The organism is Winogradskyella pelagia (assembly GCF_017581965.1).
Lineage (GTDB): Bacteria > Bacteroidota > Bacteroidia > Flavobacteriales > Flavobacteriaceae > Winogradskyella > Winogradskyella pelagia.
The window spans coordinates 1-13900 of sequence record NZ_JAGEVF010000010.1 but is presented as its reverse complement, the minus strand read 5'-3'; the positions used below and the strand labels follow the sequence as shown (position 1 = coordinate 13900).

The window sequence follows — 13900 nt, the reverse complement described above, 5'->3', positions numbered from 1 at the left end:
AGAGGCAATAGGATTTAAAGATATTCTATCTCTGTGTAAGAAAAAAACATGTATAATTGTTTCCTGTTAATTATAATTTTTAAAGTTCATAAATGGCAAAAGTAATTGGCCAAATAGAGTCCTTAAAAACCTTAAAAAAAGAATTAAAATATAAAGGCCTTACCCAGTTTTCCTCAGTAGGCGACATTAAGGCGTTTCTGTCGAGTCACAAGGCCAAAAAACAGCATATAAAGCAGCAAGCAGAGCAAGAACTTGAACAAGAATTAATACAGTTCAAGGAAGAGCTGCAAAGAACGGAACAGACCTATGAAAAACAAACGCTGTTCACTTCAGAACAGTTAAAGTTACAATTAGAACAACTTAAAGAAAGACGTAAATCCCTAAGCGATAACAAGCCAACATTTTTTTTGTGGCAATTATTTCACACTATAAAATTGTCTCGTGTAAATCGCCAAATTGACCAATTCGAACATAATTTCAATGCTGTGCTGAGGCAAAAAATGCAAGGTGTCATTGTAAAGATGACCCATTTAAATAAGAAGATCAACCATTACACAGACCATAGAACTGAGGTCATTGCCCAAAAAGCACAACCGGAAATCAAAAAATTGGAAAGAACAAAAACAACCCTCGAAAATCTTAAGCCCTTAATGTATGGCGCTATTGGAGAGCATAAAGTTCAAAAGGAATTGGAAAAATTGCCAGAGGATTTTATTGTAATCAATGACTTCAATGTGCACTTTCAAAAACCACTCTTTTATAAAGCCGAGCGAAGCTATATTTCCAGCATTCAGATAGATCATTTGGTGTTAGGACCATCAGGGATATTTATCATTGAAACAAAAAACTGGAGTCAAAAGTCCATTAATAATCTCGACTTGCGCTCACCAGTGGCACAAATAAAACGGACCAGTCATGCTTTGTACAGAATGGTACATACAGACACCATAAGCGACCATGTGTTTTTAGGCTACCACCCTTGGGGTGAAAAGAAAATACCAATAAGAAACCTCATTGTGATGGTCAATAATAAACCTAAGGAAAATTTTCAGTACGTATCAATAAAAACCCTTAAAGAAGTCAATGGCTATATTCAATACTTTGAACCATGTCTAAGTAAAACAGAACTTCGAGGGCTTAAAGGATTCTTAAGGTCACTCTAATCTTAGCTATAAACCAGAAAACCCAATTCCGACAACGTCGGAAACCGCTGAAAAGCAGAAATAATGAGCAGTAGAACCATCCTTGAGAAGAAAACCAAGGATTGAAATCTTATACTAAAATGGAGTTAAAATTACCCAGGTACTAGAGCGAATGGTACGAAGGAAAATGCTTGGCATTTCCTGAGTAATTTCCTTTTTTCAGCAAAGACGTTTTGGTTCGTTTTTGGTCTCTCAAAAATGAACATTAAATAACCCAATTCCTGCGCAGAAAGAAACCCGCGGCCTCAATTCCAAGTCGTGGTGAAACCAAACCCCATTCCGACAACGTCGGAAAAAACCGGCTTTATGATAGCTTCGGTGTTGAAAAAAATGAAAATTCTATTCCAAATTACGGGTTGTATACGGCACCAACTAATTTGGTCTATTTACCAACAAGTTTGATTCGACCTTCGGATTTTTCAAATGTTCTTCGAAAGATTTTAATAGAAAAGGCTAACGATTTATATGGTCCATATTGTTCTATTTTACCTCCAAAATTCAAAATTGAAAATGAAACTAAGAACAAATGGCATTTTTCAAATTTTACGTGGGGAGAACCTGTAGGAGACACCAAAAATGTAGAATTGTTTATAGATTTCCGCCGCGAAAAATTAAGTGGATTTCTAAAACAATAGCGTATCAATTAATAATTAATTAATTCAGGTTTTATTAATTGGAAATCCCTATTATATTTGAAAACTTAAATTAGCCATTACCCCAATTATCAAACCTACATCATGTTCTTAAATAAATCCAATTTTGTTAATCACTTATTTCGTCTTTTTGATGACGCAAAAGATGAAATCGTGCTTGTTGTACCTTATATAAAAACGTCAGAAGAAGTCTATAAGGCACTTCAAAACTGTGATAAGAGAGGCGTTGAAATATTAATGGTATGCCGCGAAGATGGTCTAACGGACAAGGAATTCAATAAGCTTAATCAGTTAAAACATCTAACGCTACTATCACATCCTAATTTACATTCTAAGATATACCTTAATGAGCTTCATATTATTATCGGTTCTATGAACTTATATGAATACTCCGAAAAATTCAATAGAGAAGCGGGCATTAAGCTTTCAGTAAATGGAGGCAAACATAAGTCAGATGATAGCTCAGAGAATTGCAAACAGGAAATACTAGAGATTATTAATGCATCCACAGTTATTAAGCTTTCAGATTTTGTTTCTGCGAATAGCTTACGATTCAATTGTCTGCTCTTAAAAGAGGATAAGAAAGAAAATAAGGTAAAAAAGCTGAATAAGCTTTTCAAAACTAAAAGCTTTAAAATCATAAATACAAAAGAAGGTAATCATCCAACGTGTTTGTCATATTATGATAACATAGGTGTTGCAATCTCAAATAGGATTTCAATTATGCCAAATTATGAGCAACACGTTTTAACAATGGTTTTTGATGAACTATATAATATGAGTTTTGATTCCTTTTTACCATATAGGATATATTTAAACGATTACAATAAGATGTTAACTATATATCCACCTTCTGGTGATTCTTTAGAGGCTTTACTATTTCATAATTCATCTATGGCTAATGAAATTGAAGATGTAGTGACAAAAGTTTGTGAACGCTTTGACAGACTGTACAAATCTTGTATGCAATAGTACACCGGTACTGTAAAGTCCCCATCAAAACCTTATCAATAATCTTTCACAAAACAGAACGCACTAAGATATGAGTTATGACTCCCGTAACTTCACCGAAATAGGGTAATGGTCGCTATAGCTCAGTTCACCATCATAATTTGCAATAGCTTTACCTAAACCGCCATAGTGTTTGGGGATAGGTTACGACCCCTTCTTTACCATTTCAGGAAACCGATTAATACAAACAAAATAGAAAATCCCTGAGGATTTTAGTTAGCAAGTTTTTACCGGATTTAATTTTCTGTATTCTCAGTTATTTTCCATATTTAGGAGCCTATAGGAATGCTTTTTTATGCTTTTCATTCAATTCATCAAAGAATGGCTTTTCAATCATATTAACATACCAACCTTCCTCTAAATTATCATTAAGGTCAAAAAGGTCTGGGTCGAATCGCGGTGTGACATTGCCTCCTTCAATTTTGCATGTATAATTTGAAATAGAAGTGTCATATTGAACAAAATTCCAACCTTTAAAATCTACCAATTCTCCATCCTTATAGGATACACTACAGTTGGATCGAGCTGATGGGAATACCAGACCATTTACACTAGCCTTTCTTAGAATAGTTCCTATTCTTGAAGTGATTATATTTCCGCCATGAATACTATCCATAATCAAGCTAAGAGCATAAAACCAATCGTATTTTTCACAACCTTTGAATTTTGAATTCAAAATATCAAAGCATCTTAACTCGTCTACTAGCCACTGTTGAGCTTTTCGCTGCCTAAGGTCTAAGATATTCTTGCAAAACACTTCTTTAACTGTATATGGAAAGTGCATAATAGCAAACCTTAAATGTGGATATTTTCTAGAATTTACAATGAACATTCCAGCTTCTATCCATTTTTCAATAAAAGGTGATTTTTTTAGACCATTATCAACGGCCAATATATATATACCATCATGATGCGCTTTATAATTTAATTGTTGGCTCAAAAAACTGTTCTTTGACTCTTTAATTGCAAAATCACATATGCTTATTACTCCGCTTGTTTCAAAATGATTATAACCAAATAATTCATTGCGAAGCGTGTATTTATCGTTACCTTTTCTATCGTTACATACTGTGGAGTAGCAGTTATAGTCAAGGGTTTCTCCACCATCGAACCTCCTTCTGTATTGAGTAGAGAAGGTAATACCCTCAGGAACTAAAAGTTCAGAATTTGATTTAATCTCTCCAAATAAGCGCCATTGAAAATCTTCGAAACTAATAATAGGATCAAGAAAACTAGGGAATAATAACTTTAAGACATCTAATCCACCATAGTTTCTATTGGTAATATTTAGTTGTTTTAAATAAAGTCTAGAGTCGGTAACAGGAATCATGTTTGATTTTAAGTTTAAAAGCTAATACTCTTTAAAAAGCAATTTAGTATTAGAAATGAAAAGATATTAAATTATGCAGTAATATTGATGGTTTAGTTTAGACCTTCATGTTAAGAAATGATCATGATTCATCGAGATTTCACAAATCTAAACTTTTTGTTAGTTTTCGCTTTTACTCCAAAGAAGTAGCGCATATTTTATCCATTTTACTAAACCAAGGCTATAAAGAACCATTTTCACCCTAACAGCTTCAAGACCGTATTTAAATTCATAGAGCAATATTTTTTTACTTTTTTATCTTCAAAAACATCGTAAATGTTTTTTGCAATACCATAGGGGTATTATCTTGTTTAAGTTGTCCATTAGAGCTAGGTGTTGGGCGTTCGATATAAACACTTTACATTTTTGATTCAAACTTGATTTTAAATTTTCAAATCTCCTATTAGAGCCAATAGACAGATACTAAATTCTCATTTTTATATTAAAATGAACTAATAAATTGCTTGAATTATTCAATAAGGAAATGGAAATGTAATTTCAAACCAAATTATATTTATTAATTTCAAGCAAAATAGTTTTAAAAATGAATTCTGATGATTTTCTAAACCTAATGATTAACACTAGGGAAGCTTGGTTTTCAGGAAAGCTCTCGCCCGTAAGTTCAAAACACATGGAAATTGCTGATAAAAATGAGCATCTTCCTATTCATGAATTCATGGGAGATTTTTCGGGAATGCAAATGAAATTAAAGGATGTGCCAGCTATAAGGGGTGAATGGATATATGGCTTCGACGATGAAAAGAGTCCACATTTATTATTAACTAGCTATCGATTTTTTATTAGAGGAAAAAGGTCTAAATCCTTCGATATTTATGACCTAAAAGACATGTCTTCATGTCAAGAAAGCGGATGGTGGACAAAAACTGTTAAAGTGATATTAAAAAGTGGCTATACTTATACCTATAAGGGCTTAGATTCGTCAATAAGTCTAGAGTATATTATGTTAGCAATTTCAAGAGCTAATGACCAACTTAAATCAGAGCCTGTTATGGATACTCCTGAATTAAACGATGGCTTTGTTTTCATAAGTTATACCAAGAATGATTACAATAAAATAAAACCATATTTAGACCATTTTGATAAAGTAGGTATTAAATATTGGTTTGATCAAGGGATTCCTGGTGGTGCAGATTGGCATAATGTGATTGAGTCTAAGATTCGCTCCTGCCATCGTGTGGTAGCATTTCTTTCTGATGAGGCAATTCAGTCAAAATGGGTAAATCGTGAAATAAAATATGCTGATATTAAAAACATAGCAATAACACCAGTTAAAATGGATAAAGGTGATTTAATCAACGGTCTTGATTTAATTTTAATGCAATACCAACTGGTGGATTTTAATTCACCCAATTGCTTAAATGAAATTTTAAGGTCTTTAGAGTAAAGAATATAGTTTCAAATGAAATAAATCATTTGGAGTAGAGCATACCTGTTTTATGCTGGATAGTTTCATAGTATTAATCAATTGTTTATCTTCAACAGTATGAATAAAATGCCCATCACAGTAGGGATTATTGGCCACAGGGATGCGGTTATTAAAAAAGACCACGAGAAGGCCTTTTTAGATTTATTAAACAGCATCTACAATAAATTTCCAAACTCACCTATTACACTTTTTTCTCAATTGGCTGCAGGAGCAGACATGTGGGCGGCGCGGTTATTTGTAAAACATGGTGATGAAAATAATAGAGATTATAGACTATTTGTACCTCTACCTATGCCAATTGAGGACTATATGAAAGATTTTTCTCCTGAAGAGCGCATTGAATTTGAAGTATTAGTTCAAAAATCGGATAGATGTTTTGAACTAGACAATTCAGATAATAATCTAGATTTAAAATACAGGAATGGAGGAAAATTTGTTGCTGATAGTACAATGATTTTAGTTGCATTATTTGATGGTAAGGAAAACAACCTTACAGGAGGCACTGCTGATATAGTCTACTATAAAAAGAATGGAGTGTTTAAGAATGACTTGGATAAAACCTTGTCAAGCAGCACTGGAATTGTGGTTGAACTGTGGTGTAGCAGAGAAAAATCATCCAATGCTGAAAATATAAGCCTCCAATTAGCAAATGTTTATAAGAATTACATTAAGGGTAGGGTAATTGAAAAAACCCTGAAAAAAGTGGATTTTGGAAATAGGATATATTCAAAATTGAAAACAAAAATCGAGGCAAATAGTAATACATTGTACCCCAATGAACCAACTTCAAAAAAACAGAATTTTTTAAAGTTATCTTATGGGCTTTGGGATAGCTGTGCTGAATACTATCAAAAAAAATACTTTTTGAACTTGAAGTTACTCTCAGTTTTTGGATTACTCTTATTAGTTTTTTTTGAGATCTACAGAAAAGAAACAACGGATGAATTTTATCCATTGGTTATCATTGCTTTGGCGATTGCAATATTTGTTATTTATCAAAAAATAAGAGGTAAAAATGAACATCTCTATTATATAGAAAACCGAATATTGGCTGAATCAATCCGAGTTCAATTTTTCTGGAATAAGGCAGGTATTCAGGAGCAAGTAACGAAGTATATATTAAGGATTCATAAAAAAGAGTACAATTGGATTAATGCCATTTTAAACGCCATTCAAGGTTTGTCTTACCAACCTAGTACCAGGGACTCCATTGATTTTGATGGAATTGAAAAGTATTGGATAACTGACCAAAAAGAGTTTTTTCATAGTGCACTCCTTAAGTTGGATAAAAGAAGAAACTTTCATAGGTATTTAACAGGAAGTCTAGTAGGCTTTTCATTGCTCATATTCATAGCAATATTTAGTATTGAGCTGACAGGGGATTACAGGGCAATAGAACCATCATTAATTATGGTGATTAGTATATTAATTGGCTGTTTTATTCTAATTAAAGGTTATTATGAAAAACGTGGTTTCAATCAAATTTCCAACCAGTACGAATTAATGCTTAATGTCTTCAAGGCCACTGAAAGTAAAATCAATTTGATTAATAAATCAGATTTACCTAAAGATGAGAAGGAGAAAAGAATCAAAAACTTGTTCTTCTTGGCAGGGAAGGAGGCTTTAGTAGAAAAAGGCAATTGGTACAGTATCTTTAAAGATAAGGAATTGGAACTTGAAGGGATTTAATCATCAATAAATATATGAATAACGTTTACTATGCAGATAAAAAGATAGACATTGTTATTCTAGGGGGTATGGGTAAGGGAATCGAAAACCATTATAACAATTTTCATAGCATGACCTTGCGCCAAGGCATACAGCTCACCATTCACCATCGCTTCACCAAAATAAGCAAGCAGGAGGGGAGTGTCTCGTATTTAAAGGCAAAGCATATAGGTTCACCTTCTTTTAGAGTTTAGATAGCTATTTCTTTTGCACATTGTGTGTGGTAGTTTTAATCAGTATCAAATGAGATGCCAAATCTCTTCAAATAATCTTCAATGGGTTCTAATCCCATCTCTTGCCTTCTCTCATTAACAGTTTCAGGCGAGTCTAAATCATATAATTTACCGTTCTTAATTTGACTCCCAAATATTTGAGCTTTCCCCTCATCCATTAACATTCTATCTTTCATTAAAGCATATTGCTGTTTGCTTAAGTCGCCATTTTTGACAGCCTTCTCAATCAGCGGAAAATATTTCAATCTATATTTATTTTCAGCATTATGTTGCAAGCCTAACCAAATCGCATTCATTTGCTCCTGCGTTACCTCATTCAACGTTGGCATACCACATGTTTCAAGGATACTTATAACTAATTCTTGATTCCTGTGATCTTCTTTTGCGTACTTAATTAGGTTGTTCTCTCGTCTAATTTTTATATCACTTCTATAAACCTCACTAAGAATTTCACTTTTTTTATTGCAGTCCACTTCTACATAGTCAACCGAACCAACGTAAGCAAATTTGTCTCTATTTAGAAATAAGAATATAGACACTATCAATAATAGGGCTATCAAAATGGTTAGGAACACTTTAGTCTTTTTAATGGGAATCTTTTAATATTACAATAATACGCTTAAAATGTCTGGTAGTCTGATGCAAGACCAAATAACAATAACGCATTTAAATGGTTAAGCGTAAAATATAGTTGGGTTGGTAATTGGTCTTTGAGACTTCAAAATCATAGTCGCCAACCTTCTCAAAACCCATTTTCTCGTAAAAGCGAATGGCCCGTAAATTTTTTATCCAAACTAACAACCAAATTCCTTTTTGGTTGTTTTCTTTGGCAAGTTGTACATTAAAATCGAAAAGTTTTTTAGCTAAACCTAAACCATGATATTCGGGCAACAAATACAAACGTTCCATTTTTGTATTTCCTTCTTTAGAAATGTTTTGAAACGCCGTATTAAAAATAATTTTAGAAAACCCCACCAATTGATTTTGGTAATATAATAAGTGATACTCAAATTTTGGGTTGGCAATTTCTTTGACCAGATTTTCTGGGCTAAAATTTTGAAAAATATAATTGCCCATTTCTATTGCAGAACCTGCTGAGCCGTGTGCTACCAAAAATGCTTTGGGAATCATTTGGGCTAACTGTTTAGCATCTGATGGTATGGCTTTGATGATTTTATGCATAAAGCAAAAGTATTATTTCACCGAAATCCAGCCGTTTGATTTATACTTTTATTTTGATGTGGTACAAAACCATGATGGATTAGGGCCATAGTTGTACTTCTGGTATTTAATTTACGTATCAAGTTGTATTAAAATATGATTATCCAGTCATTCTACTAAATTAGTTGATTCGTTTTTTTATTGGCTTTTCAACGCCATATAATCAAACACCAAATTACACATGGCTTTTACACCTGTTTTAAACGAACTGTCATCCATGAGAAACTGTGGTGTATGATGGTCTCCAACGGTTTTTATATCTGTACCGATGGTAGTTGAACCAACAAAAAAATAAAGACCTGGTACCTTTTGAGCGAAAAAAGAAAAATCTTCAGCTCCAGTGATGGCAGGTATCAGAGTAACATTCTCTTTTCCTGCAGACTTTTCTAAAGTTGGTAACATCATTTCGGTTAATTTTTCATTATTAAAGGTTACCGGATAACTAGCTGAGTAAGGTGCTTCTACAGTTGCAGTTGCTCCTGCAGCTTTTGATGTATATTCTACAATTTCTTTTATCCTTCTAATCACAAAAGCTTCGTCTTCTTCGGTGAAGGTTCGGATTGTCCCTAGCATTTCTACTTGCTCAGGTATGATGTTACTGCGATTTCCACCATTTATAGCACCTACAGTTACAACTGCAGCATTGTCAGTCAACGCTACATTTCGGCTTACAATGCTTTGTAGGTTAGTAATAATTTGAGCTGAAACTAGAACTGGGTCAACTCCAAGCCAAGGTGTTGATCCATGGGCGGGTTTTCCTTTAACGGTAATTTTCATGTCATTGACGCCAGCCATAATCCCTGCAGGTCTGTAGGTGATTTGTCCAACTTCGGTTAAGGCATCCATGTGCAGTCCAAAAATGACGTCCACTTTAGGGTTTTCGAGCACACCTTCCTTTGTCATTAATTCAGCACCACCTTCTTCGCCTTTTGGCGCACCTTCCTCTGCTGGTTGAAAAATAAACTTCACTGTTCCTTTTAAATCACTTCTCATTTCCGAAAGTATTTCTGCAACTCCCATTAAAATAGCGACGTGCCCATCATGTCCGCAAGCATGCATCACATAAGTTTCTTTGCCGTTATAGGTGGTTTTAACTTTTGAAGCAAATTCCAGGTCATTCTTCTCTTCAACAGGTAAGGCGTCCATATCTGCCCTAAGGGCCACTACAGGACCAGGTTTATCTCCTTTTAAAATTCCGACAACGCCGGTTACACCAACTTCTTTTTGTACGTCTATACCAAGAGATTCTAAATGTTTAGCTACGAGTGCTGCCGTACGAAATTCACGATTTCCCAATTCTGGATTTTGGTGGATGTCGTGTCTCCAAGCGATAACTTTCTGCTCTATCTTGTCAGCTTTTTTATTAACAGCTTCACTATGGTCTTTAATTTGCCCAAAAGTTAGGGTAGTAAAAAGGGTTAAAAAGGACAATAACACATGTTTTAATAGGGCTTCAAACTGACACTTGTTGGTTTTGATTTTCATTTCTTTATTTTATTAGTGGTTAGTTGTTTTTTTAAAGGTAGAACAATTAATTAATTTGAGTGAGATTATGAAGCACAACGGTCACTGCTATGGGTTGTTGCGTGCGTTAGCACTTAACTTCGCAAGTAAAAACACCAAGTTGGAAATTCCGCAAGACACGAGTACGAAGTACGAACTGTGCGTTAGCAAATTTCCAAAGTATTGGAGAATAGGCAATTACTTATAGGTATCGTTGCCAATGGTTAATATTCAATATTTAAACTTTCAGAACTTTCTAAATCTAATTCGATTATTTCTTGAGATTGAATGTTATTTTTCCTTTTGCTTATTATTAATAAATTTGACAGGTTTTTTCCACCTACTAAATCTAGAGTGAAATTTTCTTCATTAAAATCGTTCCTTATAGAAAAACTTGATTGCGAATTAAAATTTGAAGAAGGAATTCCTGATTGTATTCTATTTGAAATTTCTAACTTGTCTGTTTCTAAAGTAGGTTCAAAGTTTGTTATGTTAAGTGAAATAATTTCTATTTTAGGAATAATAATTTCATAATTAATAATTGTGTCTCTTGTCGAGATTTCATTTATTCTTAATTTGTTGTCAATAAATTGAGTAGGGAAGAGACCCTGTTCTAAAACAACGGTTTCTTTGCTTTTAAAATATTCATCCGTTAAAGATTCATCTACTATGTCGATTATAAAACTTCCCTCCGAATAGGCCTCTATTTCATCATCATTTATAAACCCCTCAAGAGTAAAGTCTCCATTATTATCTGTAAAAGACCTCGCTATAATTCTTTCGTTTGATGAGAATAATCCATTTCTTTTGAAATAAAAAATGACTTCAACATTTCCTATTCCATTAAGATTTTCACTCGATAGTATTTTACCTTCAATTACTGTGCAATTTTGAAAGCACTCTATTGAAGAGTCATCATCTGTTGATGTACAAGAGTAAATTAAAATTACTATTATCAATTTAATGTATATTTTTTTCATAATTATTGCCAACGGTCTCAGCTATGAATAGTAGCGTGGTTAAGAACATAATTTAGTAAATAAATCACAATTAGACACAAGCTCGCGAACTGTGCGGAGCAATTTTCGTAAGTCGGCATTGACGGCGTCATTAATTATACATGGTATTAGGCTCAGTATTTGACCAATTTATTCTTTAAATTGTTCAAGTAATGCCAAACTACGTACAAGGGCTGTCATATACATGTTTTTATTTGTCTCATCCTTTTTTGTACTAAAAAAAGCAATAACCAATCTTTTTGTTGGTGATATGTAAAGACCCTGACCTCCAAACCCAGTTTTAAGGAAGTCGCCATCTTCAAAAATCACATCCCAATGATAGCTTTGAAAATCTGCACCTTGTCCTTCAAAATACTTTTTCCTCAAATGCTGATCTGTTCCTCCTTCAGATCTAAATAATGCGCTATCTCCAGTATGAATTTGATTTATATATCGTGTCGATGCTATTTTTGTACTGGCATCATCTGTAAAAGCCAGTCCATATCTGCCAAGATCTCTCAGGCGCATTAGCATTGGACCGTAACTTCCGGCAACACCAGTACTTGATAGTGTTACCCTTGCATCATCTTCAGCTCCGATTCTTGTCCATATATAGTCCTGAACCAACTCATGAAAAGGTTTAGAGGAAACGCTTTCAGCAATGGTAGTCAGAATAACAGAATTGGCGGAGGTATAATCGAAGGTTTGCCCAGCAGGTTCAATTTGTCCTGAATTAGCCAATAATTCTATTAGGCTTTCTTCAAATCCAGGATTTGGCTCTGTATAAACCGCCGAATGCTGAAGTAATTTATAAAAACAATGGTTTGGGTCGGTAAAGGACCCCTCATCGCTTTCTCTGCAGTTGATTCCTGAGGTCATCCTTAACAAATTTTCAATAGTTACATTCTCCAATGGCTTGCCTTTAAATTCTGTAAGATACTTCCCAATCGCATCCTGTTCGTTAAGTTTTCCTTCATCTGCCAAGTGTGCGATTATGGTTCCTAAAAATGTTTTACTCACAGAGCCCAAAAAGTGCTTGTCAGAAGGTTCCATTTCGGGATATCTTTCATAAACCACTTGCCCTTTGTGAAGAACAATTACACCATTAATTTGTTTTTCATCGCAAATTTGGTCAAGTGACGTTTCCTTTTCAAAATAGGCACTGGTGAGAATCTCTTGACCGAGAGTACGACTGATATTTTCTGGAAGCTTCGTTGTTTTTGTATGTCCTTTTTCTATGAGAATCGTAGGAATATAGTTTTCCATGTGCCTAAATACTTCTGTTATCTGAGGTCCTCTTCCAATGAGTGATTCAGGAATTGTAAAGTTTATTTTTTGGTCTTTTAATGCAGGAATTTTTCTTGATTCTATAGCTAAAACAATTTTTTCTTCTAATGTAGGCTCTTTGACTTGTTTTTTGCATCCAACGAATAGAAGCAAACTGAGAGTGAAAAGTACCTTTAATGACAGTTTATAGTTTAACATATTTATTGTTTTTTATTGAGTCTAACGTAGTTGTATATGATTTACTTCGTCAGTTCGAGACTGTGCCTCTAATGTCGTTGCGTGGTTAAGAACGTAATTTAGTAAATAAATCACAATTAGATAAGAGCTCGCGAACTGTGCGGAGCAAAAGTCCGAGAAGATTTTCAGAAGTAGGCGAAAACCAGTAATTACCAATAGCCATTGTTGGCAATTGGCTTTTTTGATTAGTGTATAAAATTAAACCGGTCTTTCAGGAATATAAACAACATCAACCTCAATATTATCTCCATATTTTATTTGTATCGAACATAATACAGAAACATTTTCTCCATTATTAGTAGCGGATTTCATAACTGGTATTTTTCTAAGCACTCTTAAGATTTCTGCCTGAACGGTGACTTCTGCCTCTCTTACTTTCATGCCTATCAAATCTCCGTTTTTATTGATTATAAAAAATGCATCTACCTGTTTTGGTTCTGAAAGGTTTAAATCTTTAGATACACTCAAATTGAATTCTTGTTCAATAAATTTGGATATCTTATCATGAAAACACTCTCTGGTTTCTTCCACAGAGAGGGCTTCACAACCATCATACACTGGCGCAATTTCTACATCTTTCAATATTATGCTATCGTCAGATGTATAGATGGCCATACCATCATCCTGCGATACTATACTGCATAAACTTAATAATGCCTGTTCCTCTTTTGCAGTCACATTTCCTTGCGCCATCACTTGTTCCTGAACAGCGTTAATTTTCAGCATTAAATCACTTTCTGTATTTTTAGCCGAGTTGGATTCCTCCTTACAAGAGGCCAATAACATAATTACAAAAATTACAGACAAACCCATTAAAATTTGGAATTCAAATTTTGTATTTCGTTTAAAATTGTATTTCATAAGTTTTGATCTTTTTGCTTATGGCCAACGTGATTGTGTATGGTTGGTTGCGTGGTTAAGCAACTAATTTAGTAAACAAAAACGAACGCGAGAAAATTCCGAAGGAATTTTCCAAGTAGGCAACGACCAAAGCAATTAATTATACACGTT

General features: G+C 33.9%; 12 protein-coding genes. 5 read left to right on the top strand and 7 right to left on the bottom strand.

Going from position 1 to position 13900, the window contains the following annotated elements:
* The first annotated feature begins 92 nt into the window (after nucleotides 1–92).
* Nucleotides 93–1163 carry a nuclease-related domain-containing protein gene (locus J4050_RS12095; protein ID WP_208154853.1) on the top strand — a complete coding sequence of 357 codons (1071 nt, stop codon included), beginning with the start codon at nucleotides 93–95 and terminating at the stop codon, nucleotides 1161–1163.
* Nucleotides 1164–1939: 776 nt separating this feature from the next.
* Nucleotides 1940–2827, top strand: a complete 888-nt coding sequence (locus tag J4050_RS12090; protein ID WP_208154852.1) for a phospholipase D-like domain-containing protein — start codon at nucleotides 1940–1942, stop codon at nucleotides 2825–2827.
* A 316-nt stretch (nucleotides 2828–3143) separates the two neighbouring features.
* On the opposite strand, the gene J4050_RS12085 is transcribed toward J4050_RS12090, so the two are convergent.
* A complete protein-coding gene (locus J4050_RS12085; RefSeq protein ID WP_208154851.1) occupies nucleotides 3144–4196 on the bottom strand; it encodes a hypothetical protein in 1053 nt (350 codons plus the stop codon).
* Nucleotides 4197–4779: 583 nt separating this feature from the next.
* Between J4050_RS12085 and J4050_RS12080 the strand changes: the two genes are divergently transcribed.
* From J4050_RS12080 to J4050_RS12070, 3 genes are all read left to right on the top strand, one after another.
* Complete coding sequence (locus J4050_RS12080; RefSeq protein WP_208154850.1) at nucleotides 4780–5640, top strand: toll/interleukin-1 receptor domain-containing protein; 861 nt, start codon at nucleotides 4780–4782, stop codon at nucleotides 5638–5640.
* Between the two features lie 108 nt (nucleotides 5641–5748).
* Entirely contained in the window at nucleotides 5749–7371 is a 1623-nt protein-coding gene (locus J4050_RS12075) for a hypothetical protein (protein ID WP_208154849.1), read from the top strand.
* A gap of 14 nt (nucleotides 7372–7385) precedes the next feature.
* On the top strand, nucleotides 7386–7604 hold the full coding sequence (locus tag J4050_RS12070) for a hypothetical protein (RefSeq protein WP_208154848.1): 219 nt from the start codon (nucleotides 7386–7388) through the stop codon (nucleotides 7602–7604).
* Nucleotides 7605–7639: 35 nt separating this feature from the next.
* Here J4050_RS12070 and J4050_RS12065 read toward each other — a convergent pair whose 3' ends face one another.
* From J4050_RS12065 to J4050_RS12040, 6 genes are all read right to left on the bottom strand, one after another.
* Nucleotides 7640–8218, bottom strand: a complete 579-nt coding sequence (locus J4050_RS12065) for a DUF6624 domain-containing protein (RefSeq protein ID WP_208154847.1) — start codon at nucleotides 8216–8218, stop codon at nucleotides 7640–7642.
* 91 nt (nucleotides 8219–8309) lie between these two features.
* Complete coding sequence (locus J4050_RS12060; RefSeq protein WP_208154846.1) at nucleotides 8310–8825, bottom strand: GNAT family N-acetyltransferase; 516 nt, start codon at nucleotides 8823–8825, stop codon at nucleotides 8310–8312.
* Between the two features lie 177 nt (nucleotides 8826–9002).
* Nucleotides 9003–10349: an amidohydrolase gene (locus tag J4050_RS12055; RefSeq protein ID WP_208154845.1), complete on the bottom strand. Its 1347-nt coding sequence runs from the start codon at nucleotides 10347–10349 to the stop codon at nucleotides 9003–9005.
* Nucleotides 10350–10591: 242 nt separating this feature from the next.
* A complete protein-coding gene (locus J4050_RS12050) occupies nucleotides 10592–11347 on the bottom strand; it encodes a hypothetical protein (RefSeq protein ID WP_208154844.1) in 756 nt (251 codons plus the stop codon).
* A gap of 168 nt (nucleotides 11348–11515) precedes the next feature.
* The gene (locus J4050_RS12045) at nucleotides 11516–12850 is read right to left on the bottom strand and encodes a serine hydrolase domain-containing protein (protein WP_208154843.1); all 1335 of its coding nucleotides are present in this window, start codon (nucleotides 12848–12850) and stop codon (nucleotides 11516–11518) included.
* A 237-nt stretch (nucleotides 12851–13087) separates the two neighbouring features.
* Nucleotides 13088–13750, bottom strand: a complete 663-nt coding sequence (locus tag J4050_RS12040; protein ID WP_243878633.1) for a hypothetical protein — start codon at nucleotides 13748–13750, stop codon at nucleotides 13088–13090.
* Between the last annotated feature and the right edge of the window lie 150 nt (nucleotides 13751–13900).